The sequence below is a fragment of the Curvibacter fontanus genome (assembly GCF_054780335.1).
Window position 1 is genome coordinate 1 of record NZ_BAAGWN010000043.1, and the last position, 26,587, is coordinate 26,587.

General features: G+C 67.7%; 26 protein-coding genes and 3 tRNA genes. 8 read left to right on the top strand and 21 right to left on the bottom strand.

Features of this window, described 5'->3' with window-relative positions; genetic code table 11:
• The 9 genes from ACYVH8_RS14665 to trpE form a co-directional block, all read right to left on the bottom strand.
• Positions 1-208 (bottom strand): GTP-binding protein (locus tag ACYVH8_RS14665; protein ID WP_460487755.1); only part of this gene is annotated, 208 nt, incomplete at its 3' end.
• 82 nt (positions 209-290) lie between these two features.
• A tRNA-Thr gene (locus ACYVH8_RS14670) sits at positions 291-365 on the bottom strand.
• A gap of 35 nt (positions 366-400) precedes the next feature.
• Positions 401-474: transfer RNA gene (locus ACYVH8_RS14675), tRNA-Gly, on the bottom strand.
• A gap of 34 nt (positions 475-508) precedes the next feature.
• A tRNA-Tyr gene (locus ACYVH8_RS14680) sits at positions 509-594 on the bottom strand.
• A gap of 63 nt (positions 595-657) precedes the next feature.
• Positions 658-1,404 carry a uracil-DNA glycosylase gene (locus tag ACYVH8_RS14685; RefSeq protein WP_460489552.1) on the bottom strand — a complete coding sequence of 249 codons (747 nt, stop codon included), beginning with the start codon at positions 1,402-1,404 and terminating at the stop codon, positions 658-660.
• Positions 1,401-2,204: an indole-3-glycerol phosphate synthase TrpC gene (gene trpC / locus ACYVH8_RS14690; protein ID WP_460489553.1), complete on the bottom strand. Its 804-nt coding sequence runs from the start codon at positions 2,202-2,204 to the stop codon at positions 1,401-1,403. The genes ACYVH8_RS14685 and trpC overlap by 4 nt, the downstream gene beginning before the upstream one ends.
• Positions 2,201-3,250 carry an anthranilate phosphoribosyltransferase gene (trpD, locus tag ACYVH8_RS14695; RefSeq protein WP_460489554.1) on the bottom strand — a complete coding sequence of 350 codons (1,050 nt, stop codon included), beginning with the start codon at positions 3,248-3,250 and terminating at the stop codon, positions 2,201-2,203. Before trpD ends, trpC begins: the two co-directional genes overlap by 4 nt.
• A gap of 10 nt (positions 3,251-3,260) precedes the next feature.
• Positions 3,261-3,851, bottom strand: a complete 591-nt coding sequence (locus ACYVH8_RS14700; RefSeq protein WP_460489555.1) for an anthranilate synthase component II — start codon at positions 3,849-3,851, stop codon at positions 3,261-3,263.
• 5 nt (positions 3,852-3,856) lie between these two features.
• Positions 3,857-5,356, bottom strand: coding sequence for an anthranilate synthase component I (trpE, locus tag ACYVH8_RS14705; protein WP_460489556.1), 1,500 nt, complete (start codon positions 5,354-5,356; stop codon positions 3,857-3,859).
• Positions 5,357-5,690: 334 nt separating this feature from the next.
• On the opposite strand from trpE, the gene ACYVH8_RS14710 reads away from it, so the two are divergent.
• Complete coding sequence (locus ACYVH8_RS14710; RefSeq protein WP_460489557.1) at positions 5,691-6,272, top strand: chalcone isomerase family protein; 582 nt, start codon at positions 5,691-5,693, stop codon at positions 6,270-6,272.
• On the opposite strand, the gene ACYVH8_RS14715 is transcribed toward ACYVH8_RS14710, so the two are convergent.
• Positions 6,262-9,501, bottom strand: a complete 3,240-nt coding sequence (locus ACYVH8_RS14715; protein ID WP_460489558.1) for a sensor domain-containing protein — start codon at positions 9,499-9,501, stop codon at positions 6,262-6,264. The two genes, ACYVH8_RS14710 and ACYVH8_RS14715, sit on opposite strands and share 11 nt — an antisense overlap.
• A gap of 78 nt (positions 9,502-9,579) precedes the next feature.
• Positions 9,580-10,260 (bottom strand): ribulose-phosphate 3-epimerase, encoded by a 681-nt coding sequence (gene rpe / locus ACYVH8_RS14720; RefSeq protein ID WP_460489559.1) that lies wholly within the window; start codon positions 10,258-10,260, stop codon positions 9,580-9,582.
• A 35-nt stretch (positions 10,261-10,295) separates the two neighbouring features.
• Between rpe and apaG the strand changes: the two genes are divergently transcribed.
• The 6 genes from apaG (at position 10,296) to ACYVH8_RS14750 (ending at position 15,798) form a co-directional block, all read left to right on the top strand.
• Positions 10,296-10,688: a Co2+/Mg2+ efflux protein ApaG gene (apaG, locus tag ACYVH8_RS14725; protein ID WP_460489560.1), complete on the top strand. Its 393-nt coding sequence runs from the start codon at positions 10,296-10,298 to the stop codon at positions 10,686-10,688.
• A 9-nt stretch (positions 10,689-10,697) separates the two neighbouring features.
• Positions 10,698-12,689, top strand: a complete 1,992-nt coding sequence (locus ACYVH8_RS14730) for a site-specific recombinase (protein WP_460489561.1) — start codon at positions 10,698-10,700, stop codon at positions 12,687-12,689.
• On the top strand, positions 12,682-13,659 hold the full coding sequence (gene thiL / locus ACYVH8_RS14735; RefSeq protein WP_460489562.1) for a thiamine-phosphate kinase: 978 nt from the start codon (positions 12,682-12,684) through the stop codon (positions 13,657-13,659). The genes ACYVH8_RS14730 and thiL overlap by 8 nt, the downstream gene beginning before the upstream one ends.
• Positions 13,660-13,741: 82 nt before the next feature.
• Positions 13,742-14,284: a phosphatidylglycerophosphatase A family protein gene (locus ACYVH8_RS14740; protein WP_460489563.1), complete on the top strand. Its 543-nt coding sequence runs from the start codon at positions 13,742-13,744 to the stop codon at positions 14,282-14,284.
• Positions 14,285-14,407: 123 nt separating this feature from the next.
• The gene (locus tag ACYVH8_RS14745; protein ID WP_460489564.1) at positions 14,408-14,902 is read left to right on the top strand and encodes a CinA family protein; all 495 of its coding nucleotides are present in this window, start codon (positions 14,408-14,410) and stop codon (positions 14,900-14,902) included.
• On the top strand, positions 14,899-15,798 hold the full coding sequence (locus tag ACYVH8_RS14750) for an alpha/beta fold hydrolase (protein WP_460489565.1): 900 nt from the start codon (positions 14,899-14,901) through the stop codon (positions 15,796-15,798). Before ACYVH8_RS14745 ends, ACYVH8_RS14750 begins: the two co-directional genes overlap by 4 nt.
• Positions 15,799-16,015: 217 nt before the next feature.
• Here the strand turns inward: ACYVH8_RS14750 and ACYVH8_RS14755 are convergent, their stop codons facing one another.
• The 6 genes from ACYVH8_RS14755 to lptA all read right to left on the bottom strand — a co-directional run bounded on the left by ACYVH8_RS14755 (position 16,016) and on the right by lptA (position 21,697).
• Positions 16,016-16,804 (bottom strand): UPF0149 family protein, encoded by a 789-nt coding sequence (locus tag ACYVH8_RS14755; protein ID WP_460489566.1) that lies wholly within the window; start codon positions 16,802-16,804, stop codon positions 16,016-16,018.
• A 20-nt stretch (positions 16,805-16,824) separates the two neighbouring features.
• Positions 16,825-17,244 (bottom strand): putative toxin-antitoxin system toxin component, PIN family, encoded by a 420-nt coding sequence (locus ACYVH8_RS14760; RefSeq protein WP_460489567.1) that lies wholly within the window; start codon positions 17,242-17,244, stop codon positions 16,825-16,827.
• Positions 17,241-18,518 carry a THUMP domain-containing class I SAM-dependent RNA methyltransferase gene (locus ACYVH8_RS14765; RefSeq protein WP_460489568.1) on the bottom strand — a complete coding sequence of 426 codons (1,278 nt, stop codon included), beginning with the start codon at positions 18,516-18,518 and terminating at the stop codon, positions 17,241-17,243. Before ACYVH8_RS14765 ends, ACYVH8_RS14760 begins: the two co-directional genes overlap by 4 nt.
• A complete protein-coding gene (locus tag ACYVH8_RS14770; protein WP_460489569.1) occupies positions 18,515-20,089 on the bottom strand; it encodes an RNA polymerase factor sigma-54 in 1,575 nt (524 codons plus the stop codon). The genes ACYVH8_RS14765 and ACYVH8_RS14770 overlap by 4 nt, the downstream gene beginning before the upstream one ends.
• A 193-nt stretch (positions 20,090-20,282) precedes the next feature.
• Entirely contained in the window at positions 20,283-21,071 is a 789-nt protein-coding gene (gene lptB / locus ACYVH8_RS14775) for an LPS export ABC transporter ATP-binding protein (protein ID WP_460489637.1), read from the bottom strand.
• Between the two features lie 26 nt (positions 21,072-21,097).
• A complete protein-coding gene (gene lptA, locus ACYVH8_RS14780; RefSeq protein WP_460489570.1) occupies positions 21,098-21,697 on the bottom strand; it encodes a lipopolysaccharide transport periplasmic protein LptA in 600 nt (199 codons plus the stop codon).
• A gap of 172 nt (positions 21,698-21,869) precedes the next feature.
• On the opposite strand from lptA, the gene gshB reads away from it, so the two are divergent.
• Positions 21,870-22,862, top strand: a complete 993-nt coding sequence (gene gshB, locus ACYVH8_RS14785; protein WP_460489571.1) for a glutathione synthase — start codon at positions 21,870-21,872, stop codon at positions 22,860-22,862.
• Between the two features lie 67 nt (positions 22,863-22,929).
• Here gshB and ACYVH8_RS14790 read toward each other — a convergent pair whose 3' ends face one another.
• The 4 genes from ACYVH8_RS14790 to ACYVH8_RS14805 are packed head-to-tail and all read right to left on the bottom strand — an operon-like array spanning position 22,930 to position 26,558.
• Complete coding sequence (locus tag ACYVH8_RS14790; protein WP_460489572.1) at positions 22,930-23,694, bottom strand: class II glutamine amidotransferase; 765 nt, start codon at positions 23,692-23,694, stop codon at positions 22,930-22,932.
• A gap of 4 nt (positions 23,695-23,698) precedes the next feature.
• Complete coding sequence (locus ACYVH8_RS14795) at positions 23,699-25,186, bottom strand: DHA2 family efflux MFS transporter permease subunit (RefSeq protein ID WP_460489573.1); 1,488 nt, start codon at positions 25,184-25,186, stop codon at positions 23,699-23,701.
• The gene (locus tag ACYVH8_RS14800; protein ID WP_460489574.1) at positions 25,183-26,316 is read right to left on the bottom strand and encodes a cation diffusion facilitator family transporter; all 1,134 of its coding nucleotides are present in this window, start codon (positions 26,314-26,316) and stop codon (positions 25,183-25,185) included. The genes ACYVH8_RS14795 and ACYVH8_RS14800 overlap by 4 nt, the downstream gene beginning before the upstream one ends.
• Entirely contained in the window at positions 26,313-26,558 is a 246-nt protein-coding gene (locus ACYVH8_RS14805; RefSeq protein WP_460489575.1) for a cysteine-rich CWC family protein, read from the bottom strand. Before ACYVH8_RS14805 ends, ACYVH8_RS14800 begins: the two co-directional genes overlap by 4 nt.
• Positions 26,559-26,587: the final 29 nt, after the last annotated feature.

Sequence of the window (26,587 nt, forward strand, 5' to 3'; positions counted from 1 at the left end):
ACTCGACGTGGGCGGTGTTGATGGTGATGCCGCGGGCCTTCTCTTCAGGCGCCGCATCGATCTGGTCGTAGGCCTTGGCCTGGCCGCCGAACTTGGCCGCCAGCACGGTGGTGATGGCCGCCGTCAGCGTGGTCTTGCCGTGGTCCACGTGACCGATCGTGCCCACGTTGACGTGCGGCTTGGTCCGCTCAAATTTCTCTTTTGCCATTTTTCAAATCTCCAGAAAGGATGCGAAAAGCAATTACGAATCAAACACCAAGACACGCCGGCACAAACCGCGCACCTGAAAGTGGTGCCCATGGCGGGAATCGGACCCGCGACCTCTCCCTTACCAAGGGAGTGCTCTACCACTGAGCCACATGGGCGATATTCTTGTCACCACCTAGGCGCAAAAGACACATGGAGCGGGAGACGGGAATCGAACCCGCGTCATCAGCTTGGAAGGCTGGGGTTCTACCATTGAACTACTCCCGCATCGCCCAAAACGCTCGCTCTACGCATCTTTCACTGGTGGAGAGGGCTGGATTCGAACCAGCGTACTCGTAAGAGGGCAGATTTACAGTCTGCTGCCATTAACCACTCGGCCACCTCTCCATAGGTGAACCACGGATTATGCCATGAAATTTTGACGCTGCCGGGGTCCGAACAGCTCCGGACTCACCAGACCAGCTCGCCCAGCCCCCGCTCTCGCAAGAATGCCTGCGCCCGGCCGAAGTGCCCGCAGCCCAGGAAGGGCACCGGAGGGCGCCGCGCCGAGAGCGGCGAAGGGTGGTTGGCCGACAGTACCAGATGATGCGAGCCCTGTGCCGCCAAGCCGGCGGCTGCCGCCACTTTCTGGGCGTGCGCGCCCCAGAGCATGAAAACTGCCGGCTCGGCCCGCTGGACCACGGCGCGGACAATTTTGTCAGTGAGCACTTCCCACCCGCATCCAGAGTGACTGGCGGGCTCCCCGTCTTCCACGGTCAGGCAGGTGTTGAGCAGCAGCACCCCCTGGCGGGCCCAGGCCAGCAGGGAGCCATCAGCCGGCGGCGTCCAGGGCGCCAGGTCACGGGTCAGTTCCTGATAGATGTTGCGCAGCGAAGGTGGCAACTTCACCCCGGGCGCCACGGAAAAGGCCAGGCCTTCGGCCTGTCCGGGCCCGTGGTACGGGTCCTGCCCCAGGATCACGACCCGCACCTGCGCCAGCGGCGTGAGTTCCAGGGCACGCAAAGGCTGCGGCGGGTAGACCACCGCGCCGGCTGCCAGCCGCTGCGTCAGGTGCAGGCCCAAGGCCTGCCCCTCAGGGCTGCCGAAAAACCCCGACACCAAGACCTGCCAGTCTGGTGCCACCGGCCACTGCGCCGGCGCCCAGGCCGTCAGACGATCGGCCGCGGTCGGCACGTCGAAAAGACCGGCCTGAGTCATCCGGCGAACAGCTCGGCCAGGGCCAGGCCTGGATCGGGTGCGCGCATGAAAGCCTCGCCCACCAGAAAAGAGTTGACACCTGCCGCGCGCATGCGCTGCACGTCGGCGCGATCCAGGATGCCCGATTCCGTCACCAGCAGGCGATCCGCCGGCACGCGCTCGCGCAGGGCCAGCGTGGTGTCCAGCGTGACCTCGAAGGTGCGCAGGTTGCGGTTGTTGATACCGACCAGCGGGGTCTTGAGCTTGAGCGCGCGGTCCAGCTCGGCGCCGTCGTGGACCTCGACCAGCACGGCCATGTCCAGGCCCAGGGCGATGGCCTCCAGATCGCGCATCAACGCGTCGTCCAGGCAGGCGGCGATCAGCAGGATGCAGTCCGCCCCCATGACGCGCGATTCGTAGATCTGGTAGGGGTCGACCATGAAGTCCTTGCGCAGCACGGGCAGCTCGCAGGAGGCGCGCGCCTGCTTCAGGTAGTCGGGCTGGCCCTGGAAGAACTGGCGGTCGGTCAGCACCGAGAGGCAGGCCGCACTCACCTGGCCGTCGCCCTCGGCATAACTCTGGGCGATGTCGGCCGGGATGAAGTCCTCGCGCAGCACACCCTTGCTCGGGCTGGCCTTCTTGATCTCGGCGATCACCGCGGCCTGACCGGCCGCGATCTTGGCGCGCAGGGCGCCGACGAAGTCCCGCGTGAGCACGCGGGACTCGGCGTCGGCGCGCATGGCCACCAGCGACTTCCTCTTGATCGCCGCAGCGATTTCCTCGCGCTTGACGGCGATGATCTTGTTCAGGATGTCGCTCATGCCGTCTGCCCCAGACGGTGCGCCACCGAGACCAGTTGTTCCAGCTTGGCCTTGGCGGCGCCGGAATCGATGGCCTCGCGCGCCCGCGCGATGCCCGCCGCCATGCTGTCCACCACATTGGCCGCATACAGCGCCGCGCCGGCGTTGAGCAGGACGATGTCACGCGCGGCGCCGGGCTGCTGGTCCAGCACCCCCATGAGCATGGCGCGCGAAGCCTCGGGCGTGTCCACCTTGATGGCACGCGTGCTGGCCATGGTCAGGCCGAAATCCTCGGGATGGATTTCATACTCCCTGATCTCGCCGTTCTTGAGTTCGCCCACCAGGGTGGCGGCCCCCAGGCTGATCTCGTCCATGCCGTCCCTGCCGTAGACCACCACAGCATGCTCGGCGCCCAGGCGCTGCAGCGCGCGCACCTGGATACCCACGAGGTCCGCATGGAACACGCCCATGAGGATGTTGGGCGCGCCGGCCGGATTGGTCAGCGGGCCCAGGATGTTGAAGAGGGTCTTGATGCCGAGTTCGCGGCGTACGGGCGCCACGTTTTTCATGGCCGGGTGGTGATTGGGCGCGAACATGAAACCCACGCCGGTCTCGGCCACGCACTGCGCGATGGCCTCGGGCTTGAGGTTGATGTTGATGCCCAGCGACTCCATCACGTCGGCGCTGCCGCTCTTGCTGCTCACACTGCGCCCGCCATGCTTGCTGACCTTGGCGCCGGCCGCCGCGGTCACGAACATGGCGCAGGTGGAGATGTTGAAGGTGTGGGCGCCGTCACCACCGGTGCCCACGATGTCGACCAGGTGTTTCATGTCAGCAATAGCCACCTTGGTCGAGAACTCGCGCATCACCTGGGCGGCGGCCGTGATCTCGCCGATGGTTTCCTTCTTCACACGCAGGCCGGTGATGAAAGCCGCCATGAGCACGGGCGACATCTCGCCGCTCATGATGAGCCGCATGATGTGCAGCATCTCGTCGTGGAAGATCTCGCGGTGCTCGATGACGCGCTGCAGCGCCTCCTGCGGGGTGATCTGATGAGCTTGAGGCATGTCTGGGTCCTTAGGCTTGCTGCAGGAAATTCTTCAGCATGGCGTGGCCATGCTCGGTCAGGATGGATTCGGGGTGGAACTGCACACCCTCGACGGCCAGGGTCTTGTGTTTCACGCCCATGATCTCGCCGTCCTCGGTCCAGGCCGTGACTTTCAGCTCCGGCGGGCAAGAGGTACGCTCGATGGCCAGCGAGTGGTAGCGGTTCACCGTGAACTGTTTAGGCAGGCCGGCGAACGCACCCTCCTGCGTGGTGGTGATGACGCTGGTCTTGCCGTGCATGAGCTGCTGCGCGCGGATGATCTTGCCGCCGAAGGCCGCACCGATGCTCTGGTGGCCCAGGCAGACACCCAGGATGGGCAGCTTGCCGGCAAAGTGGCGGATGGCCGCCACCGAAATACCGGCCTCGGCCGGCGAGCAGGGTCCGGGCGAGATGACCAGGCGGTCCAGTTGCCCGGCCCTCAGCTTAGTCTCGATCTCGGCGACCGTGATTTCGTCGTTGCGGTGCACCTCGACCTCGGCGCCGAGTTCGCCAAAGTACTGCACCAGGTTGTAGGTGAACGAGTCGTAGTTGTCCACCATGAGCAATTTGATGTTTTTCATGGCGTTCACTCCAGGCCCTGTTCCACGAGTTCGCTGGCCCGGACCAGGGCGCGCGCCTTGTGCTCGGTCTCGCGCCATTCCATCTCGGGCACCGAATCGGCCACCACGCCGGCCGCCGCCTGCACGTAGAGCGTGTCGTTCTTGATGATGCCGGTGCGGATGGCGATGGCCACGTCCATGTCGCCCGCATAACTCAGGTAGCCGCAGGCGCCGCCGTAGAGGCCGCGCTTGCTGGGTTCGAGCTGGTCGATCAGCTCCATGGCGTGCACCTTGGGGGCGCCGGTCAGCGTGCCGGCCGGGAAGGTAGCCTTGAGCACATCCATGGAGCTCATGCCGTCCTTCAGCAGCCCTTCGACGTTGCTCACGATGTGCATCACATGGCTGTAACGTTCGACCACAAAGGCTTCCGTCACCTGGACGCTGCCGGTCTTGGCGATGCGGCCGATGTCGTTGCGCGCCAGGTCAATCAGCATCACGTGCTCGGCGCGTTCCTTGGGGTCGCCCACCAGTTCCGTCTCGGCGGCCTTGTCCAGCTCCGGCGTGGCGCCGCGCGGGCGCGTGCCGGCCAGCGGGCGGATCGTCACCTTCTGTCCTTCGGGGGTCTGCTCCTGCCGCACCAGGATCTCCGGCGAAGCACCCACCACGTGGAAGTCGCCGAAGTGGTAGTAGTACATATAGGGCGAGGGGTTGAGCGAACGCAGCGCGCGGTAGAGCGAGAGCGGCGACTCGGTGTAGCGCTTGTGCAGACGCTGGCCCACCTGGACCTGCATGAAGTCGCCTGCGGCGATCAGCTCCTTGGCCCGCTCCACCGCGGCGATGTAGTCGGCCTTGTCGAACTCACGCCCGATCTCATGCGATGGGCTGGGCTTGATGGGTGGCGCCTGCACCGAGGTGTTCAGGCGCGCGCGCAGCTCGGCCAGCCGCGCCCGGGCCTTCGCATAAGCCTGGGGCTGGCCGGGGTCGGCATAGACGATCAGGTAGAGCTTGCCCGAGAGGTTGTCGATGACGGCCAGCTCCTCGCACTGCAGCAGCAGGATGTCGGGGCAGCCCAGGGTGTCGGGCGGGCAGCTGTGCACCAGCTTTTTCTCGATATGGCGCACGGTGTCGTAGCCGAAATAACCGGCCAGTCCGCCGCAGAAACGCGGCAGGCCGGGCTGCAAGGCCACTTTGAAGCGCTGGTGGTACCGGGCCACGAAATCCAGCGGGTTCAGGCGCGAGGTCTCGACCACCACGTCGTCGGTCACGACCTCGGTCACGGCCTGCTCGCCAAAACCTCGCGAGCGCACCAGGGTGCGCGCCGGCAGGCCGATGAAGCTGTAGCGGCCGAAACGTTCGCCGCCCACCACGGACTCCAGCAGGAAGGTGTTCTTGCCGCCGTCTTGCGCGTGGGCCAGCTTGAGGTAGAGCGAGAGCGGCGTTTCCAGATCGGCAAAGGCCTGGGCCAGCAGAGGGATGCGGTTGTAGCCCTGGCGGGCCAGTTCATTGAATTCGGATTCGGTCATCACGGGAAACTCCGGTTCGACGCCAGGGCGGTTGGCCCTGGCGCCAGGCACTTTGTGCCCTGTTCATTCATTCAGTTCGGGTAAACCCCAGGGATCGGGGCGGTGCAGGACCGGGCTGCAGGTCAGCCGGTCTCAGTCGCGCGACCGGGCGCGGGCGTCGTGGCAGGTACGCCAGGGCCAGGCTCCCCGGTCGCTGCAACCTGTGCTGATGAGGCGGTGAATGAACATGGGGCCAGTTTAGCAAAGGCGCCCACCCCCAGAAAAACCCTAAACCCCGGGAAAGGCCGGCCTGGGATAATTAGAACGAACGGTCGTACTATTTTGGAGGTCATCGATCATGTGGTTCCCCTTACGTCCCGCTCTGCTCATCCTGCTGCTCGCCCTGGGTCAGCAGGCATCCGCTTTGGAAGTGGGCGGTGTCAATTTCGCGCCGCAAATCGAAGTCAACGGCAGCAAGCTGGAGCTCAATGGCGCCGGCGTGCGTTACAAGGCCATCTTCAAGGTCTATGCCGCCGGCCTTTACGTGGGCCGCAAGGCCGGCTCGCTGGAGGAGATCCTCAAGGCACCCGGCCCCAAGCGCATGAGCATCACCATGCTGCGCGACATCGATGCCGCCGAACTGGGCAAGCTGTTCTCGCGCGGCATGGAAGACAATATGGACCGCGCCGCCTTCGTCCAGCTGATCCCCGGCATCATGCGCATGAGCCAGATCTTTTCCGATCACAAGAGACTCGTGGCCGGTGACAGTTTCAGCCTGGACTGGATCCCCGGTCAGGGCCTGTCCATCGCGGTCAAGGGCAAGGTCCAGGGCGCCCCCTTCAAGGAGCCCGAGTTCTTTGCAGCCCTGCTGGGCATCTGGCTGGGCAAGGCCCCGGCCGACTGGCAGCTCAAGAACGCCCTGCTGGACATCAAGTCCTGAGTGTGGGGGCGGGCAGGGCCAGCGCCCAGTGCTCCAGGTCCTGGGCGCCCAGCGGCCGGCTGTACAGATAACCCTGACCCTTGCCGCAGCCCAGCTCGGCCATGAGGGCGGCCTGCTCGGCCGTCTCGATCCCTTCGGCCACGGTCTGCAGGCCCAGCGTGCGCGCCATGCTGATGGTGGCGGCTATCATCACGCGGTGGTAGTCGCTGGTGAGCGCCTGACTCACGAAGGATCGGTCGATCTTGACCTGGTTCACCGGCAGTTCGTGCAGGCAGGAGAGCGAGGAATAACCGGTGCCGAAATCGTCCAGCGAAAGCGCGACGCCGAGCGTGCGGATCTCGCGCAGGATGGCCTGCATGGCCTCGTCCTGGGCCGCCAGGCTCTCGGTCACTTCCAGCATCAGCGCGTCCGGCGTCAGCCCGGCGCTGCAGAGCAGTTCCGACAGCTTGGCGGCAAAAGCAGCCTGGCGCAGCTGGGCGCGCGAGAGGTTGACCGACACGGTTTCCGGCGCGCGTTCGCCCAGCAGGGTGCGCAGGCGCACCAGCTCATGGCAGGCCGTCTTCAGGACGAATTCACCCAGGCGGCCGATCATGCCCGTGGCCTCGGCCACCGGGATGAAGGTCAGCGGCGACACCGGGCCGCGCTGCGGATGCAACCAGCGCGCCAAGGCTTCCATGCCGACCAGACGACCGCTGGCCAGGTCGATCATGGGCTGGTAGACCACATAGATCTCGTCCGTGCCGATGGCCTGGCGCAGGTCGTTCTCCAGCTCCGCGTCGTCATGCACGCGCTTGCGCATGGAAGGCTCGAACATCTCGTAACGCCCGCGGCCCTGGCGCTTGGCCTCGTACATCGCGATGTCAGCGTCGCGCAGCACGCTGTCGGGATCCTCGGTCATGTGGGCCGTGGTGACGATGCCGATGCTGGCCGTGGAACTGACGCGGTGCTGGCCGATCTGGTAGGGCTCGGCCAGCACCTCAAGCAGGCGCGCGGCCACCACCTGGGCGTCCAGGTCACCGCGGATGTTGTCCAGCAGCACCACGAACTCGTCGCCACCGATGCGCGCGGCCATCTGGCTGAAATCACTGGTCTGCACGAAGGCGTCGCCCGGGCGCAGGCTGTCTTCCAGGCGCTTGGCGATCTGGCGCAGCAGCTCGTCACCGACCGAATGGCCCAGCGTATCGTTGACCTGCTTGAAGCGGTCAAAGTCCATGAAGAGCACCGCGAAGCAGTAACTCGGCTGCTGCCGGGCGTGCTGGATCGAGGAATGGATGCGGCTGAGCAGTTCGACCCGGTTGGGCAGGCGCGTCAGGCTGTCGGTGCGGGCCGACTGACGCAGCTGCTCCTCGAGCTCCTTCTGGGCGTTGATGTCGTAACAGATGCCTGCCATGCGCAGGGCCCGGCCGCTGGCGTCACGCGCCACCACCGTGCCACTGAACAGCGTCCACATCCAGCGTCCGCTGCCGTGGTGGATGCGCACCTCCCAGTGCAGGGGCTGGTGCGAATCACGCAGATTGGTACGGATGGCCCAGCTCCAGCCTTCGCTGTCATCGGGATGGATCAGCTGGTAGAAGCCCTCTGACGTCAGATCCATCTCCCCCTGCCGATAACCGAACAGCGCCAGCAGGCGATCGTTGACGTCCATGCGGCCGCTCGGTATGTCCCACAGCCAGACGCCCAGCGATGCGCTTTCGATGGCCAGCGTGAGCAGTTGCTGCTGCTCGCGCTGCTGCGTCACATCGACCAGGCAGGAGATCACGCCGGTCAGGTGTCCCGCCGCATCGTGCATGGGCTCGGTGTTGACCATGTGCCAGCGCAACTCACCCGCCGTGCGCATGTGGCCGACCAGTTCGCCGCGCAGCCCCTGGCCGCTGCGCAGGGTGCGCACGCTGGGGCGATCCGCCATCGCATAAGGCGTGAGGTCGGAGCGCACCACCATGTTGTCCTCGGCCAGCCGGTCACGGCCCAGCAGCTTCTGCTCCGGCAGCGCGAGCATCTCCTGCGCCTGGCGGTTGCACTCGATCACCACCCCTTGAGCCGACTGCAGCACCACACCGGCTGGCAGGGTGTCCAGCAGCGTCTGCATGCGCACGCGCTCGTTCACCGTGTCGGTGATGTCGCGGGCCACCAGCGTGAAGCCGGTGTGCAGGCCCTGCGCGTCATGGATGGGCTGGTAGTCGACATCGAGCCAGACCTCCGCGCCATGGCGCCCCCGGTGCATGACATCCACCCTGACCGCCAGCCCCATGTCCAGTTCGGCCAGCAGGCGCGTCATTTCCTCGGCGTCGTTGCAGGCATTGGTGGCCAGCAGGGCCGCATGCTGGCCCAGCACCTCGTCCAGCGTGCCGCCCTTGCCGCGCAGGAAAGCCTCGTTGCACCAGAGCACACGGCGTTCGCGGTCCACCACGGCCACCCAGTTCGAGGTGCGCTGCGCCACCAGGGCCAGGCGCTGGAGATCCGTCGATTGCTGCTGCAGATCCTCGCCCTGCCTGCGCACGAACAGCACCAGCGGCTCGGCCACCGCCAGGATCAGCAGCAAGAGCACGCCGAGCATGACGTTGCCAGAAAGTTCGATCCGCTCCAGGCTGGCGCGTGAGCGGCGCTGGGCGGCCAGTTGCAATTCGTCCACCAGGCTTTGTGTCGTCAGCCAGAAGGATTCCAGTTCGGTCAGCAGGAACTGGGCGGCGACCGGGCGCTTCCGCTGATTGTCCTGGTCAATCAGCCACAGCAGGGACTGGGCCCGGTACCAGACGCGTTCGCGCCGGTTCTGCCATTCGGAGATGGCGCTGCGCAGCTGGGAGCGGTCGTTCAGCTGCCAGACCCCCTGGCGCGTCAGCAGCTCGTCCAGCAGCGTGGCCTGGGTCTGCGCCTGGCTCAGGGTCTCGGCCAGTGCGTTGACGTGCTCCTCTTCGCTGCCCTCGTGGTACTGCAGCTGGGTCAGCAGCATGATCATGCGCTGGATCTGCGTGCTCTGGGCGGCGGCCACACGAATGATCTCCGCATCGGCTTGCCGGATTTCTTCGGCATGCTGCTGCTGGCGCATCTGCCACCAGGCCAGCGCGCCCACCACCACCAGCACCGTGTACAGGGCCAGCCGCACCCGGCGGTGCACATGGGTGCCGCCTTTGGGCCGGCTGCGCCCGGGCAGCCAGTCCAGCACGCGCCGCCATCCGGACCGGCGCTTGCTCTGCGGCTTGGATGCGATAGGCGTGGTGTCGCTGCTTTTCATGAACTGGCGTCGATGCTAGCCTTATAGCGTACACCCAGACCTCATGGCCGACACGCGGGGCGCGCCCGCCTGCCCCGCTCAGGCCAGCGCCTGGCGCATGGCGTGGATCACGGCACGGTAGTCCGGTTTGCCGAAGATGGCGCTGCCGGCCACGAAGGTGTCGGCCCCGGCATCGGCCACGCGGCGGATGTTGTCGGCCTTGATGCCGCCGTCGACCTCCAGGCGGATGTCCTTGCCCGAGGCCGTGATGCGCTGGCGCGCAGCTTCCACTTTGCGCAGGGCGGAGTCGATGAAGCTTTGCCCACCGAAACCCGGGTTCACGCTCATGATGAGGATGAGGTCGATGTCCTCGATCACCCAGTCCAGCACATCCAGCGGCTGCGCCGGGTTGAACACCAGACCGGCCTGGCAGCCCTTGCTCTTGATGGCCTGCACGCTGCGGTGCACATGGCCCGAGGCGTCGGGGTGGAAGCTGATCAGGTCGGCGCCCGCATCGGCAAAGGCCGCGGCCAGCGCGTCCACCGGCTGCACCATGAGGTGCACGTCGATCGGCACGGCCTTGCCCTCGGGGGTCTTCGCATGCGGCTTGAGGGCCTGGCACACCATGGGGCCGAAGGTCAGGTTGGGCACGTAATGGTTGTCCATCACGTCGAAATGGATCCAGTCGGCGCCGGCGGCGACCACGTTGCGCACCTCCTCGCCCAGACGGGCGAAATCGGCCGAGAGGATGGAGGGGGCGATGCGGTAAGTTTTACTCATACGGGTATTTTCGCAGGTACGATGCCGAACTATATATGGCCAAGTACCAGATTCTTGTCGAAGTCCAGCCCCGCCATCTGCCCGAGCAGTCGGCGCCGACGCAGGGGCTCTACGTTTTCGCCTACACCATCACCATCACCAACACCGGCGAGATCCCGGCGCAGTTGATCGCGCGCAGCTGGAACGTCAATGACGCCAGCGGCCACACCGAGAAGGTGCGCGGCCTGGGCGTGGTCGGCCAGCAACCCCTGCTGCAACCCGGCGCCACCTTCGAATACACCAGCGGCACCCGCCTGCGCACAGCCACCGGCACCATGCACGGCAGCTACTTCTTCGTGGCCGAGGATGGCGAGCGCTTCGACGTGGACATCCCCATGTTCGTGCTGGACGCGCTGAGCGCCGGCGGCGGCGCGCGTACTTTGCACTAGGGCCTGTTCATGGCGTCACCGCGCGATCTCGACACCCTGCTGGACGCACTGGACCCCGAAGCCACGCTGGTCGAACGCCACCTCTGGCTGGTCCGCCTGCTGGACTGGATGCGCGGCGACCGCAGTTCGGTCGGCACCACCCTGGAACGCCTGCAACTGCTGATCGAGCGGCTGGAGACCGGCGCGGAGCTGCGCACCCGCGCCCAGGCCTGGTGGCTGGCCCTGCTGGACGGCGTGGACGGCACCACCCTGCTGGCCGACCACGGCTTTGCTCAGCGCCCGGTTTTCCTGAGCGAATTCATCAATCGCCTGTTGCGCCACGTGCTGCCGGCCACACCGCAGACGCGCGACGCTTCCGAACTCCATACCCTGCTCTTCCCTCACGACTTCGACGCCGCCTGGCTGGGCCGCCTGGACGGGGAAACCGAAAAACGCCTGGCTGCGGTGCTGGGCCTGCCGGCTGCGGGCTCCCGGGCCTGGCTTGCGGCCCTGGAGGAATCCATCGCCTGCTGCGTGAGCCAGATCTGCGCCGTCGGCTACGCCCCCGAACTGCGCCTGCGCATGGACAACAGCGCGCAGCAGCAGTCCTACCGTGAGCTGCTGGTCGACTTCGAAACCCTGCGCCGCGCCCTGCAGCAGCGCCCCATCGACGCGGCCGCCCTGGACCAGGCCGTTCAGGCCTTCAAGGACCGGCTCGACGCGTGCCGCCAGGCCGCCGCCAGCGTCTACACCCACCTGGACGAACACGGCATCTCGGTCGACGTGGTGTTCCGCCTGCGCCAACTGCGCGAACGCGTGCTGCGCTGCCGCCTGCTGCTCGACGTCCTGCTGGCCCCCGACGCCGTCGGCACCGGCAAGCTGCTGGCCCAGCTCACCCTGGCCGGCCACAACAACCGCAGCCTGCGTGCGCTGATCGCGAGCAACTCCTCCCTGCTGGCGGCCAAGGTGGCCGAACGCAGCGCCGAAACCGGCGAACACTACATCACGCGCAACCGGGCCGAGTACGCCGACATGCTGCGCAAGGCCGCGGGCGGCGGCGCCCTGATCTCGGTGACCACCTTGTTGAAGTTCGCGCTGCTGGGCCTGGGCCTGTCAGCCTTCTGGGGCGGCTTTGCCGCCGGGCTCAACTACGCCCTGTGTTTCGTGCTGGTGCAGCTGCTGCACTGGACCGTCGCCACCAAACAGCCAGCGATGACTGCGCCGGCCATGGCCGCCAAACTCAGGGATCTGCAGGCGCCCGGCGCCGTCGAGGACTTCGTCGACGAGATCAGCCACCTCGTGCGCTCCCAGGTGGCCGCCGTGATCGGCAACCTGGCGCTGGTCGTGCCCGGCGTGCTGCTGCTGTGCGGCGCGTACTGGCTGGCTGTGGGCCACGCGCCGCTCAGCTTGGAAAAAGCCGAGTATGTGCTGCAGTCGCTGACACTTTTCGGCCCCACGCTCCTCTTCGCGGCCTTCACCGGCGTACTGCTCTTCGCCTCCAGCATCATCTCGGGCTGGACCGAGAACTGGTTCGTGCTGCAGCGCATGGACTCGGCCCTGCGCTACCACCCGCGCATCACCGCCGTGCTGGGCGAGGCGCGGGCCGACCGCTGGGCCACCTGGATGCGCCACAACATCTCGGGTCTGGCGGCCAATATCTCGCTGGGCTTCATGCTGGGCCTGGTGCCGGCCTTCGCGGCCTTCTTCGGCCTCGGGCTGGACGTGCGCCACGTCACGCTCTCGGCAGGCCAGCTGAGCGCGGCCGCTGTCACCCTGGGGCCGGACATCCTGAAACTGCCGCTGTTCTGGTGGTGCGTGGTCTCGATCGCGCTCGTGGGCGTGCTCAACGTCGCGGTGAGTTTCTTCTTCGCATTCCGCCTGGCCCTGCGCGCACACAGCGTCACAGGCCTGGACCGCACGCGCCTGTACCGGGCCATCCGCGCCCGCATGCGGCGCACGCCCCTGAGCTTCTTCTGGCCGCCGCGCGAAACGCCCGTCGCGGAGCCGCTGCGACATGGGTGAGTTCGAGCTGATCCGGCGCTACTTTCAGCGCCAGGGGAGCGCTCATCCTGCCGTGGCCCTGGGCATCGGCGACGACTGCGCCCTGCTGCAGCCGGCGCCCGGCATGCAGTTGGCCATCTCCAGCGACATGCTGGTCGAAGGTCGGCATTTTTTTGCCGACGTCGATCCCGCCACGCTGGGCCACAAGGCCCTGGCCGTGAACCTCAGCGACCTGGCCGCCTGCGGCGCCCGCCCGCTGGCCTTCACGCTGGCCCTGTCCCTGCCGCGCGCCGACGAAGCCTGGCTGGCCGCCTTCGCGCGCGGTCTTTTCACACTGGCCGACGCGCACGACTGCCAGCTCATCGGCGGTGACACCACACGCGGCCCACTGAATATCTGCATCACGGTCTTCGGTGAAGTGCCTGTGGTGAACGGCCGAAGTCTGGCCCTGCTGCGCTCAGGCGCGCAGGTCGGCGACGAACTCTGGGTCAGCGGCACGCTGGGCGATGCGCGCCTGGCCCTCGAGACCCTGCAGGACCGGCGCCAGTTGCCGCCCGCCGTGCTGCAGGCCGCGCGCGCGCGGCTGGAGCAACCCACCCCGCGCGTCGCGCTCGGCCTGGCTCTGCGCGGCATTGCCAGCGCAGCGCTCGATGTCAGCGACGGCCTGCTCGGCGACCTGGGCCACATCCTGCAGGCTTCGGGCTGCGGCGCCTGCATCGACACCTCACTCGCCGCCCCCCTGCTGGCAGCCCAGGGGGCGACGCTGGGTGAAGAGGAGCGCCTGGCCCTGGTGCTGGCCGGTGGCGACGACTACGAACTGCTGTTCACGGCCCCGGCCGCACAGGGCGAAGCCGTGTTGGCCGCCGCACGGGAAGCTGCCACGCCCGTCACGCGCATCGGCCGCATCGAAACCGGGCCAGGCCTGCGCCTGGTCGACGCGCAGGGCCGGCCGGTGTCCGGCCGCTACGCCTCCTTCGATCACTTCGCCTGAGCCGGCTGGTGCAGCTGCGCATGCCAGGTCAAGCGATAGGCCAGCGGCTGCGCCGCGCCCGGCGTTCCACCATAATCTGCGCATGAACCAGCCCCTGCGTCCGCCCATGGCCCGGCCCACCGGCCGCTTCATGCTGGCGCACCCGGCCCACGCCATCGCCCTGGGCTTTGGCTCGGGCCTGAGCCCCAAGGCCGCCGGCACCGTGGGCACGCTCTGGGCCTGGGTTGCCTTTCTCGCGCTGCAGCCCTGGATGAACGAGGCCCGCTGGGGCCTGCTGCTGCTGCTCGCCCTGCCGCTGGGCTGGTGGGCCTGCAGCGTGACCGCGCGCGACCTGCAGGCCGGTGACCCGGGCTGCATCGTCTGGGACGAGATCCTCGCCTTCTGGCTGGTGCTTTGGCTCATCACGCCCGCGGGCTGGCCCGAGCAACTGCTGGCCTTCGCCCTGTTTCGCTATTTCGACGCCGCCAAACCCGGCCCGGTGGGCTGGGCCGACCGGCTGTACCACGAGATGGACCCCAGCCGCACACGCCACGGCTGGGCCAAGGCCGGCTGGGGCATCATCCTGGACGACCTGGTGGCGGCCTTCTGCACCCTGCTGCTGATCGCGCTATGGCGAAGTCTATGAAACACCCCCAGGCTCCGCTCCCTTCGTTCGCTACGCCACCCCTCTCAAGGGGGCAACGCCAGCGGCCCGGCCCAGCCGGTTCCGCGGCGTTCCACGGATAAATCCCTGCTGGTCAAATTCGCCATGGCCGCACCCATCCCTACAGACTCTCTCGCCCTGGTCGAGCGCCTCGCCGCGCAGTTGCAGCAGCGCCAGTGGATGCTGGCCACGGCCGAGAGCTGCACGGGCGGCCTGATCGCCGGCGCCTGCACCGACCTCAGCGGCTCGAGCAACTGGTTCGAACGCGGTGTCGTGAGCTACTCCAATACCGCCAAGATCGAACTGCTGGGGGTGGACGCCACCCTCATCAAGAAACACGGCGCCGTGAGCGAGGAGGTGGCGCGCGCCATGGCCGCCGGCGCGCTGGCGCATTCCCGGGCCCAGGTGACGGTGGCCGTCACGGGCGTGGCCGGCCCCACGGGCGGCACGCCCGACAAGCCCGTGGGCCTGGTCTGGTTCGGCTTTGCGCTGCCAGGCCAGGTGTTGACGGAAAAGATGAACTTCCCCGGCGACCGCGCCGCCGTGCGCAGGGCCACGGTGCAGCATGCGCTGCGCCGCCTCACCGAGTTGTCGGTATGAGCTGGTTCACCGGCTTCGAACCGCGCCGTTTCGAGGCCAACGGTGTGTCGATCCATGCGCGCGTGCCCACGGCCCCACGCGGCGACAAACCCGCCCTGCTGCTGGTGCACGGCTTCCCTCAGACGCACGTACTCTGGCACCGCGTGGTGCAGCTGCTGCTGGATACGTACTGGATCGTGCTGCCCGACCTGCGCGGTTATGGCGACTCGGCCCAGCCCGCCGGCCTGCCCGACCACGGCAACTACAGCAAGCGCAGCATGGCGCAGGACCTCGTGGATGTGATGGACCAGCTGGGCTGCCCGCAGTTTTTCCTCGCCGGCCACGACCGCGGCGGCCGCGTCTCGGCCCGGCTCGCGCTCGATCATGCGGAGAAGGTCCGCAAGCTCTGCGTGATCGACATCGCGCCCACGCTGGACATGTACGCCGCCACCGACATGGACTTCGCGCGGGCCTATTACCACTGGTTCCACCTGATCCAGCCCTGGCCCCTGCCCGAACGCATGATCGGAGCCGATGCAAAAACCTATCTGCACGCCAAGCTCGGCGGCTGGGGATCCCAGGGGCTGGCCTACATCGAGCCGCAGGCGCTGGCCGAGTACGAGCGCTGCTTCTGCAGACCCGAGGCCATCCACAGCGCCTGCGAGGACTACCGGGCCAGCGCCGGCATCGACCTGGAGCACGACCGTGCCAGCCGTGCGCGGGGCGAGAAGATCGCCTGCGACACCCTGGTGCTGTGGGGCGAGCGCGGCGTGGTGCACCGGCTCTTCAAACCACTGGAACTCTGGCAGGCGCAGTGCCGCGCCACGGTCAGCGGCCAGTTGCTGCCGGCCGGGCACTTCATCCCCGAGGAACTGCCGGCCGAGACGGCGGCTGCGCTGAGGACGTTCTTCGCTTAAGCCTGACGTCGCGGAACTTGTGAAGAAATCGTAGCGAGCGGCCCGAGCGCAAGGCGGACGGAGCGCAGCCACCGGAACGTACTTCCTGTACGTGAGGATGGTGACAACGAAGTTGCGGCGTAGGCTCACTTTCGCTTGCGAAAGTTAAGCGCAGCGGTCGTAGCCAACACCGCCCAACGCGGCGATCGGGTTGCGCAGTAGATTTATTCGCAAGTTCTCAGGTCGCGCCGTGGCACTTCTTGTACTTCTTGCCGCTGCCGCAGTGACAAAGGTCATTGCGGCCGGGCTCGGCCTGTTTGCGCACCGTCTCCACCCGCGGACCGATGCTGCGCCAGAGTTCGCGCAGGTCGTAGACGGCCCAGATGGCGTCACCGAAGGCGTTGAGCCGCGCCATGCTGACCGAAGGCGGCGTGTCGTCGCCGAAAGGTGAAATCTCGGCTACGCCGGTGTCGTCCTCGGTCATGGCCACGATAGTCTCCAGCGCATCGTCCAGCCACTGCGCGGCGTCCTTGTCGCGCGGCGCGGCCCAGTCCTCGGGCCAGTTCTCCACGGCGAACATGAAGCCCAGGGCCCAGACCTGGGCAAAAGCCGGCACCTCCTCACCAAACGCGGCCTGCTCCTCGGCGGGCAAGGCGGCCAGGGCGCCGCGCACGTCCATCACCTCGGGCTGGTAGGCCGCCTCGTCCTCCAGGTTTTCGACCTCGGCGTCCAACGCCGTCACCACCTCTTGCCAGCGCCGTGTCCACAGCGCCAGGAAACGCTCGCGCTGCGCCGCATCGGCAAACGGGGCCAGCTCACCCTCGACCGTGCCCAGCAGCAGCGGCAGGTATTCCTCGGGCGGGATGGGCCGGCGGTTGCAGACCAGGGCCGCGAGCACGCCTTCGCAGAACTCCCATTGCGGCACCTCGTCGTCGCGCCTGCGCAGATCGTCGAGGATGGCGTCGAGTTCGTCGAAATCTTCGGGAGCCAGCGCGGACTGCGGCTGGGTGGGGGCGGTCGTGTTCATGGTCGCTATAGCTATCGGTATCAAATCAGTTCAGCCGGAGCTTCCAGGGCGCGGGCGGTGTGCACGCCCAGGGGCAGCAGGCGCTTGCGCAGGCGCAGCACCGCGTGGTCCTTGCTCAGCAGGCGGGCGCGGTGCGCCACCGCCAGGTCGATGAACTTCTGGTCGTCCGGGTCCTTGCAGATGCATGACACCCGTGGGGCTGTGTCGACGATCTGCACCTGCCGGTCGAAAGCGGCCAGCACCTCGTCGGCCCCGAGCTGGTACCAGGCCAGGCGGGCGGCGATGTGCGGATAGGCCAGCACGCGCGCCAGCTCCTCGCGCATGGCCGGCGTGGCGATCCACTGCAGCTCGCGCCTGGCCAGCGCGGCTTTGAGCGCCGGCGTTGCCGGGTCGTCGAAGACCAGCAGGTCCAGCACGATGTTGGTGTCCAGCACGATCATGGCGCCGCCGGCTTCTCGCGCGCCGAACCCTTGATCATCTCGAACTTGAAGAGCCGGCATTCCAGCGGGCCGTTCCACATGGGCACCCGGCGCGACTCCTTCAGGCGCATCTTGCCCGGCAGCTTGAGGTCGGGCGTGAGCAGCCAGGCGGTCCAGCCGCTGTAGTTCTTCTTCCAGTGCGTGGCCAGTTTGCTGAAGAATTCCTGGTCATCACCCGCGCTCTCGGTCTCCGGCAATTCACGCGCGCCGAAACGCGGGGTGCCGGCGCGGGCGGCCGCGCCAGCCCCCGCGAAACCGCCGGTCTCGATGCGCTCGCCATAAGGCGGGTTGATCAACATCACACCCGGTGTTTCGCAGGGGGGCATGCGCTGCAGGGCGTCGCCGCCACGGAACTCGATCACGTCGGCCACCCCGGCCCGCTCGGCATTGCGCTGGGCGAAGTCCACCATGCGGTGCGACACGTCACTGCCGTAGATCAGCTTGGCCTGGCCCGGCTCGGGCTTGACCACCGCCTGCGCGGCCTCGGCCTTCATGGCGGCCCATTCGGGGGCGCGGAAGGGGCGGTATTTCTCGAAGGCAAAACGGCGCAGGGAGCCGGCCGCGATGTTGCAGGCGATCTGCGCCGCCTCGATGACCACGGTGCCACTGCCGCAACAGGGGTCGTACAGCGGTGCCAGGTCACCATCGCCCTCGGCCCAGCCACTGGCGGCGATCATGGCGGCGGCCAGGGTTTCTTTCAGCGGCGCATCGCCCTTGTCCTCGCGCCAGCCGCGCTTGAACAGCGGCTCGCCCGAGGTGTCGATGTAGAGCGAGCAGCTGTCGGTGGTCAGGTGGGCGTAGATGCGCACGTCGGGCCACTGGGTGTCCACATCGGGGCGCACGCCACCCGAGGTTTCGCGGAAACGGTCACACACCGCGTCTTTCACCTTCAGCGCCGCAAAATTCAGCGACGTCAGCGGGCTGTGCTGGGCCGTGACCTCGACCTTGATGCTTTCCCTGGGCGTGAACCACTGCTCCCAGGGCACTTGCATGGCGGCGCGGTACAGGTCCTGCTCGTTGCGGTACTCGGTGTACGACACCAGCACCAGCACACGCTGGGCCAGGCGGCTGTAGAGATTGAGCAGCATGGCCTGCGCAAACGAGGTGCGCACCGCCACCCCACCGCGTTGTTTGGTGACACAGCCCGGCGGCAGACCCGTGATCCGCAGGATCTCTGGCGCCAGGTAGTCCTCCACGCCGGCAGCGCAGGGGAGGAAGAGGGTCAGCTGGTTCACAAGGACTTTCTGAGATTCGCGGGCGCAATCTTGAGCGCCTCGCGGTATTTGGCCACGGTACGGCGTGCGCACTCGATGCCCTGCTCCTTGAGCATCTCGGAGAGCTGGCTGTCGGACAGGGGTTTCTTCTCGTTTTCAGCGCTGACAAACTGCTTGATCAGTGCGCGCACCGCCGTGCTGGAGGCGTTGCCGCCGGATTCGGTGCCCAGGCCCGAGCCGAAGAAGTACTTGAGCTCGTAGGTACCAAAAGGCGTGGCCATGTACTTGGCCGTGGTCACACGGCTGATGGTGGACTCGTGCAGGCCCAGCTCGTCGGCAATCTCGCGCAGCACCAGAGGGCGCATGGCCAGTTCGCCATGCATGAAGAAGTTCTTCTGCCGCTCGACGATGGCGCTGCTCACACGCAGGATGGTGTCGAAACGCTGCTGGATGTTCTTGATGAACCAGCGCGCCTCCTGCAGGCGCTGCTGCAGCGCGGCGTAGTTGTCGCCCTCACGGCCGCCGGCCTTGTGGCCCTTGAGCGCGTTGGCGTAAATGTCGTGCACACGCAGGCGCGGCATGATGTCCGGGTTGAGTTGCACGCGAAAACGGGTCTGCGCCCCGCTGCCGACGCGCAGCACCAGCACGTCGGGCACGATCACATTGCGCTCGACGTTGACAAAACGCCGGCCCGGCTTGGGCTCCAGCCGCGCCACCAGGCCCAGGGCCTCGCGTGTCAGGGCCTCGTTGCTGCCGCAGAGCTGGGTCAGCTTCTTGAGGTCGCGCCGCGCCAGCAGCTCGGGCGGTTGTTCGATCATGCGCAGGGCCTGCGCCATCACCGCCGGCTCCGGCAAGGCCGCCGCACCCCGCATCGTTTCGGCCTGCAGGGCGTGCAGCTGCAGGCGCAGGCACTCGGCCATGGTGCGCGCGCCCACGCCCGTGGGCTCCAGGCTTTGCAGCAGGCGCAGCGCCAGCTCGAAGTGCGCGACCATCGCTTCTTCGTGCTCCGGATCCTCCCTGGTCAGGCTGCGCGCCAGCTCCTCGATCGGGTCCTCCAGATAACCGTCTTCGTTGAGTGACTCGATCAGGAACAGCAGCGCCGCGCGGTCTTCCGGGCTCAGGCGCAGGGACAGGGCCTGGCGCTTGAGGAAATCCGGCAGCGATTCCTGGCTGCGTGCGAGTTCGGTGGCGTCGGCCTCGTCGTCCTCACGCGCGCCGTTGCGCGCCGGCGCATCGCCGCCCCACTCGCTGTCGTCGGGTGACATGTCCACGCTGCCGTCGCCATCCCAGCTGCCATCGCTCTCCAGGCTGGTCACCGCGGCGTCAGCGTCCGGACCGTCACTGGACGGCGCACTGCTGCTGTAGTCGTACTCCGCCTCGTCCTGCGCCGCCGGCGTGTCGGCACGCTCCAGGCCGTGGGCCTCGCGTTCGACGCTATCGTCGGCGCGTTCCAGAAAAGGGTTTTCGTCGAGCAGTTGCTCGACCTCCTGGTTCAGCTCCAGTGTCGAGAGCTGCAGGAGACGGATGGACTGCTGCAGCTGGGGCGTGAGCGCCAGGTGCTGGGAGACGCGTAGCGACAGTCCCTGTTTCATGTGTACTTAATTCGATCAACCAGAGAGTTCGGCGTGAGCGCCGCCGGGCCGCCCCAAGGCGCGAGACATGACGGCACGAGACGTGCGCGTCTCTTCAGCCCGTCCAAGCCTGCGCAGGCAGGCCTGGAGCCGCGGGCTTCAGCCCCCTCGGGGGGCAGCGAGGACACGCCAGTGCCGAGCGTGGGGGCCATAGTCACATCTTGAAGTGCTCGCCGAGGTAGACCCGGCGCACGTCGGCGTTGTTGACAATGTCGGCCGGTGTGCCCTGGGCCAGCACGCGGCCCTCGCTGATGATGTAGGCGTGGTCGCAGATGCCCAGCGTCTCGCGCACGTTGTGGTCGGTGATCAGCACGCCGATGCCGCGCGCCTTGAGGAAGCTGATGATGCGCTGGATCTCGATCACCGCGATCGGGTCGATGCCGGCGAAAGGTTCGTCCAGCAGGATGAAACGCGGTTGCGTGGCCAGGGCGCGCGCGATTTCCACCCGGCGGCGCTCGCCGCCCGACAGGGCCAGCGCGGGCGAAGCGCGCAGCGTCTCCACGCGCAGGTCCTGCAGCAGGGCGGTGAGACGGTGCTCGATCTCGTCCTTGCGCAGCGGCCGGCCGGCCTCGTCGCGCTGCAGCTCCAGCACGGCGCGCACATTGTCCTCGACGTTGAGCTTGCGGAAGATCGATGCCTCCTGTGGCAGATAGCTCAGGCCCATGCGCGCGCGCTGGTGGATGGGCATGTGTTCCACCGCCTCGTCGTCGATGCGGATCTCGCCGGCGCTGGCGCGCACCAGGCCCACGATCATGTAGAAGGAGGTGGTCTTGCCCGCGCCGTTGGGGCCCAGCAGGCCCACCACCTCGCCCTTGCGCACGGTCAGCGAGACGTCCTTGACGACCTCGCGGCTGCCGTAGAACTTCTTGAGGTGGCGCGCCTCCAGGCGGCTGGTGTCGGCGCCGGGCTGCGTGTCCTGGGCGACGGCTGAATCGGGCGGGATGGTGCCGGCCAACTGCTGGCTGTCGCTCACTTGCGCCCTCCGCTCAGGCTGTCGTCGTTGCGCAGGGGCAGGGCCGGCCGCGGCGCGGCGGGCTGCGGCGCCTCGCTGCGCGGCGTCAGCGTGGCGCGCACGCGCTCGCCGCCCTTTTGCGGACTGCCGTCCACCGTGAACACATCGGTCAGGCTGTTGTACTGGATGACGTTGCCGGTCACCACATCGGCCACCTGGGCGCCGCGCAGGCGGCGCAGGCGGGCGTCCTTGATCAGCTTGAACACGTCGGCGCGGCCGTCGTATTCGATGGTCTCGCTCTCACCCTCGATGTATTCGTCCTCGCCGTCGCGCTTCTGGCGGAAGAAGGCGCGCTGGCCGGCTTCGGCCGTCACCACGCCGAACTGGTAACCCTGCGGGTCCTGGCGCACCTCGATGCGCGCGCCCTTGATGATGATGGAGCCCCGGGTCAGCACCACATTGCCGCTGAAGACACTGGTCTGCTTGAGGTCGTCGTACCTCAGGGCATCGGCCTCGATGTTCATCGGTTTCTTGGCATCGGCCTTCTCGGCACCGACCACGCCCGCGTTCAGTGCACAGGCCGCGCACAGCAGAAGGCGGAGGAGTGGGAATTTCATAAAGGCACGAATCTTGCTCTTTGGAGGTCTGGGGCATTGTAATCGGGTCGGACGACTGGTCCAGTCCTTGCTTTTGCCCCTGGGCGGTGCGTGTGCTTGCCGGGCCCCTGCTGCGTGTCTTCCGGTGTTTCGTGAGAGACTTCCAGCCACCCCAAGCCCTGCCGCGCCACTCATGAACCTGCTCTTCGTCGCCGACCCGCTGGAATCGTTCAAGACCTACAAGGACAGCACCTTTGCCATGATGCGCGAGGCGCAGCGCCGCAATCACACGCTGGCGGTCTGCGAACCGCAGCACCTGAGCTGGCTGGCCAGCACCGGCGTGCAGGCCCATGTGCGCCGCATCCGCCTGACCGGCCACGAGGAGCAGTGGTTCCACGAGTCGCCGCTGCCGCCGGCCCAGCGCCAGTCCGCGCTGCGCGACTTCGACGCCATCATCATGCGCAAGGACCCGCCTTTCGACAGCGAGTTCTTCTACGCCACCCACCTGCTGGAGCAGGCCGAGCGCGAGGGCGCCCGGGTCTTCAACAAGCCGCGCGCGCTGCGTGACCACCCGGAAAAGCTGGCCATCCTGGAATTCCCGCAATTCACCACGCCGACCCTGGTCACGCGCGAGGCGCAGGCCGTGCGCGACTTCCACGCGCAACACCGCGACATCATCCTGAAGCCCCTGGACGGCATGGGCGGCATGGGCATCTTCCGGGTGCGCGAGGACGGCATGAACCTGGGCAGCATCATCGAGACGCTGAACCGCGACGGCGCGCAGTCCCTGATGGTGCAGAAATTCCTGCCCGCCATCGCCCAGGGCGACAAGCGCATCCTGGTCATCGGCGGCCAGCCCGTGCCTTACGCGCTGGCGCGCATCCCGCAAGGCGGCGAGGTGCGCGGCAATCTGGCGGCCGGCGGCAAGGGCGTGGCCCAGCCGCTCTCCGCCCGCGACCGCGAGATCGCCGAGGCCATCGGCCCGGTGCTCAGCCGCCGCGGCCTGCTGCTGGTGGGCCTGGACGTGATCGGCGACTGCCTGACCGAGATCAACGTCACCAGCCCCACCTGCTTCCAGGAAATCACCGACCAGAGCGGCTTCGACGTGGCCGCCATGTTCATCGACGCCCTGGAGGCCGCGCGCATGACCTCGCCGCTGAGCGGCCTCGACGACGAGATGACTTGAGTCATGCGGGCGCAAGCCCGCGTCATCGATGCGCCGCAGGCGCAAGATCATGCCCGCGCAGCGGGCGTCATGCGAGCACCGCGCCATTCACAAAAACCTTGAGCTCGCCCGGCACCAGCGGCGTCCAGGCTTCATCGCTTGTGAGCGGCGTGGTCACCACCACGGCCACGCGGTCGCCCGGCGCGGCGTGCTGGGCGAAATCGATGCTCAGGTCCTCGTCACGCAGGGTGGCGCTGCCGAAAGGGTGCTGGCGCACCACGTGGTACAGGCTCGTGGAGGCGTGGGCCCACAGCGCCTCGCCGTTGCTCAGCAGGAAATTGAAGGTGCCGTGTTGCGCGATCTGCGGCGCCAGCTCGCGCAGCGTCAGGGTCAGCTCGGCCACGCTGGGCACATCGGCGTGCGACTTGGCCAGCTCCTGCATCAGCCAGCAGAAGGCGCGCTCGCTGTCGGTGTGACCCACGGGGTGAAAACTGCCGTGCAGGCGCGGCGCGTAGTCCCTGAGGTCGCCGTTGTGCGCGAACACCCAGTAACGCCCCCATAGCTCGCGCACGAAGGGGTGGCAGTTCTCCAGCGTCACCGCGCCCTGCGTGGCCTTGCGGATGTGCGAGATCACGTTGCGGCTCTTGATCGGGTAGTGGCGGATCAGCTCGGCCACGGGTGACTCGGCCGCCGACTGGTGGTCGACAAAATGGCGCAGGCCCTTGTCCTCGAAGAAGGCAATGCCCCAGCCGTCGCCATGGTGGTCGGTGCGCCCGCCGCGCTCGGCAAAACCCGCGAAGCTGAACAGCACGTCGGTCGGCACATTGCAGTTCATGCCCAGCAGCTGGCACATGGTTTCAGGCTCCTCCGGGAGTTTGCTGCCCGCGCGGCGATGCGCGCATGCGCCAGGCCGCCAGCATGGCCAGGGCGCAGACCCCGGCCAGCATCACGAAGGTCTCGTCGAAGGCGGCCAGCCGCGCGGGGCTGGTTTCGCTGCGGGCCAGGCTGTCGCCATGCGCGGCGATGCGCCACTCCAGCACGATGCCGCACAGGCTCACACCGACCGCGCCGCCCAGCATGCGCAGGAAGTTGATGGCGCTCGATGCCTGCGAGATCAGCCGCGGCTCCAGGCCGGCCATGGCGCCGTTGTTCAGCGAGGGCAGGATGAAACCCAGGCCGATGCGGCCCAGGATCGCCCAGGCGACCAGCAGCGCCAGCACGGTCTGGCGCGCCATGCCCGGCATCAGGGTCAGCATGAGGGCAAATGAGGCGGCCAGCAGGCCCAGCCCCATGCAGATCAGCACGCGGATGGGCCAGTGGTCCGACAGGCGGCCCGCCAGCGGTATGGTCACCGCCAGCACCAGGCCGGCCGGCAGCATGATGGTGCCCACGTGCGAGGCCGAGAGCTGCTGCGCCATCTGGATGTACAGCGGCAGCAGGTAGGTGGAGCCGAACAGGGCCGTGCCGTAGATGAAGGCCACCAGGCTGCCCATGGCGAAGGAGCGGAAGGCGAACAGGTCCGGGTGCATGAGCGGCATGTCGCCGCGCCGGGCCTGGCGCCGCTGCCAGAGGATGAACACCACCGCGCAGGCCAGCGCCAGGCCCAGCAGGCTCCAGGCCCGCGCGGACGCCGCGCCGTGCAGCTCGACCATGCCGTTGAGCAGGCACAGGGTGCCCGCCGTGGCCAGCAGCAGGCCCTTCCAGTCCAGGCGGTTGCCCCGGCGGTCCGGCGCGCCGCCGCCGGGCGAGGTGGTGGGCACATAACGAAAGGCCAGCCACAGGGAGGCCAGGCAGAAGGGCACGACCATGAAGAAGATGGAACGCCAGCCGAACCAGTCCACCAGCAGGCCGCCGATACTGGGCCCCAGCGCGGGGGCCAGCACCACCCCCATGCCGAAGATGCCGCCGGCGCGCCCGCGCTCGTGCGCCGCGAAGGCCCGCATGATGATGATGACCGGAATGGGCTGCACCACGCCCGCGGCCAGGCCCTCCACCACACGCGCGACCAGCACCACCTCGAAACTGCCCGCCAGGCCGCCGCCCACGCCGCCGCCCAGCAGCATGAGCATGGCCACCACATAGGTGCGGCGGTAACCGAAGCTCGCCAGCAGCCAGGGCGTGCACAGCATGGCCACGGTGGTCGCCACCATGAAGCTGGAAGTGGCCCATTGCGCGCGCTCCTGGCCCAGCACGAACTGGTGGCTCATGTCCGGAATGGCCACGTTGATGATGGTCGAGGACATGATGGAGGCCATGGTGCCGACCATCACGGCCAGCAGCAGCAGCCAGCGGTAGCGCTCGCCGTAACGGGCCTGCATTTCGGGCAGGGTGGCGGGGTGTTTCATGCCGGGGACCTCGTGCCGGGGCCGGCCACCGTGACACGGGCCAGGGGCGACAGGCCGGCCAGGGCCGCCTGCAATTCGCGCTGCAGGCGCGACAGCTCGTCCGGCGTGCGGGGCTGGGCCAGTTCGACCTCCACTTCCAGTCCGCCTTCCAGATAGTGCAGGCGCAGCGCGGCCGGCGTCTCGCGCAGCAGCTCCTGCACCCGGGCCTGCACCCGGTCCCGTGGCGGCAGCGCCAGCACACGGGCCAGGTGGCGCACCGTGCCGGGATCGATGTGCACCGTGCACTCGGCCACGCGGTGCGCGGACTTGACCTGCGCGCTGACCTGCTCGGCGATGTAATGCCCTTCGGAGACCGTGAGGTGCGGGCCCACCGCCACGTGCATGTCGATCACGGCCCAGTCCCCCATGCGGCGCGTGCGCAGGTTGTGCAAATCCAGCACGCCGTCCACGGCCTGCACCGTGCGGCGGATGCGCTCGATCTCCTCGGGATCGAGCGCGTGGTCGGTCAGGCTGTGGAAGGCGTCGACCGAAAATTCCCAGCCCGCCTTGACGATCATGAAACCCACGATGACGGCCGCCACCGCGTCCATGCTGTGGTAACCCAGCAGGTTGGCCGCGATGCCCAGGGCCACCACCAGCGAGGAGGCCGCGTCGGCGCGCGCATGCCAGGCGTTGGCGATCAGCATGGCGCTCTTGAGCCGGTCGCCAACGCGTCGCATGTAGCGGAACAGCCCCTCCTTGGCGACCAGCGTGAGCAGCGCAGCCACCAGGGCCAGGGGGTGCACGGCGCCCAGGTTCTGGCCCTCGTGCAGCTTGACGCCCGCTGTCCACACCATGCCCACCCCCGTGGCCAGCAGGATCAGGCCGATGAGCAGCGATGCAGCCGTCTCGAAGCGCGCATGTCCGTAAGGATGCTCTGCGTCGGCTTCGGCATGCGAATGGCGCGCCGCGAACAGCACCACGCCATCGGCCACCAGATCGGACAGCGAGTGCAGGCCGTCGGCGATCAGGGCCTGCGAACGCGCGTACAGGCCGATCAGCACCTGCGCGCTGGCCAGGAACAGGTTGACCCAGACGCTGATCCAGGTCGAGCGCAGGGCCTGGCGCTGTTCCTCCTGGGTGCGGGTCATGGTTGGGGACCGGGCTGGGCCGCGCGGGCACAGGCCGCGCAGATGCAGGCTTTGCGCTGCGCCTGGACCGGCACGCGCGCCAGCAGTTCGGGCGTGAAGGTGGCCGTGGTGCACCAGCAGGGCGGCGGGGCCTGGCCGGTGGCCTGCGCCATCTGGTTGGCGCAGGCATTGGGCTGGCCGCACAGGGGGCAGCGGCGGGGGTCGATGGCGGACAGGGCGCTGTCCACGGCTTTTGCTTCCATGGCTTGCAGTTTAGCGCCGCCCCTCGTTT

Bases quoted from the DNA above. Each gene is read 5' to 3' on its own strand.
- ACYVH8_RS14685 (WP_460489552.1), bottom strand. From the start codon at position 1,404: ATGACTCAGGCCGGTCTTTTCGACGTGCCGACCGCGGCCGATCGTCTG.
- trpC (WP_460489553.1), bottom strand. From the start codon at position 2,204: ATGAGCGACATCCTGAACAAGATCATCGCCGTCAAGCGCGAGGAAATC.
- trpD (WP_460489554.1), bottom strand. From the start codon at position 3,250: ATGCCTCAAGCTCATCAGATCACCCCGCAGGAGGCGCTGCAGCGCGTC.
- ACYVH8_RS14700 (WP_460489555.1), bottom strand. From the start codon at position 3,851: ATGAAAAACATCAAATTGCTCATGGTGGACAACTACGACTCGTTCACC.
- ACYVH8_RS14710 (WP_460489557.1), top strand. From the start codon at position 5,691: ATGTGGTTCCCCTTACGTCCCGCTCTGCTCATCCTGCTGCTCGCCCTG.
- ACYVH8_RS14715 (WP_460489558.1), bottom strand. From the start codon at position 9,501: ATGAAAAGCAGCGACACCACGCCTATCGCATCCAAGCCGCAGAGCAAG.
- rpe (WP_460489559.1), bottom strand. From the start codon at position 10,260: ATGAGTAAAACTTACCGCATCGCCCCCTCCATCCTCTCGGCCGATTTC.
- apaG (WP_460489560.1), top strand. From the start codon at position 10,296: ATGGCCAAGTACCAGATTCTTGTCGAAGTCCAGCCCCGCCATCTGCCC.
- ACYVH8_RS14730 (WP_460489561.1), top strand. From the start codon at position 10,698: ATGGCGTCACCGCGCGATCTCGACACCCTGCTGGACGCACTGGACCCC.
- thiL (WP_460489562.1), top strand. From the start codon at position 12,682: ATGGGTGAGTTCGAGCTGATCCGGCGCTACTTTCAGCGCCAGGGGAGC.
- ACYVH8_RS14740 (WP_460489563.1), top strand. From the start codon at position 13,742: ATGAACCAGCCCCTGCGTCCGCCCATGGCCCGGCCCACCGGCCGCTTC.
- ACYVH8_RS14745 (WP_460489564.1), top strand. From the start codon at position 14,408: ATGGCCGCACCCATCCCTACAGACTCTCTCGCCCTGGTCGAGCGCCTC.
- ACYVH8_RS14750 (WP_460489565.1), top strand. From the start codon at position 14,899: ATGAGCTGGTTCACCGGCTTCGAACCGCGCCGTTTCGAGGCCAACGGT.
- ACYVH8_RS14755 (WP_460489566.1), bottom strand. From the start codon at position 16,804: ATGAACACGACCGCCCCCACCCAGCCGCAGTCCGCGCTGGCTCCCGAA.
- ACYVH8_RS14760 (WP_460489567.1), bottom strand. From the start codon at position 17,244: ATGATCGTGCTGGACACCAACATCGTGCTGGACCTGCTGGTCTTCGAC.
- ACYVH8_RS14770 (WP_460489569.1), bottom strand. From the start codon at position 20,089: ATGAAACAGGGACTGTCGCTACGCGTCTCCCAGCACCTGGCGCTCACG.
- lptA (WP_460489570.1), bottom strand. From the start codon at position 21,697: ATGAAATTCCCACTCCTCCGCCTTCTGCTGTGCGCGGCCTGTGCACTG.
- gshB (WP_460489571.1), top strand. From the start codon at position 21,870: ATGAACCTGCTCTTCGTCGCCGACCCGCTGGAATCGTTCAAGACCTAC.
- ACYVH8_RS14790 (WP_460489572.1), bottom strand. From the start codon at position 23,694: ATGTGCCAGCTGCTGGGCATGAACTGCAATGTGCCGACCGACGTGCTG.
- ACYVH8_RS14795 (WP_460489573.1), bottom strand. From the start codon at position 25,186: ATGAAACACCCCGCCACCCTGCCCGAAATGCAGGCCCGTTACGGCGAG.
- ACYVH8_RS14800 (WP_460489574.1), bottom strand. From the start codon at position 26,316: ATGACCCGCACCCAGGAGGAACAGCGCCAGGCCCTGCGCTCGACCTGG.
- ACYVH8_RS14805 (WP_460489575.1), bottom strand. From the start codon at position 26,558: ATGGAAGCAAAAGCCGTGGACAGCGCCCTGTCCGCCATCGACCCCCGC.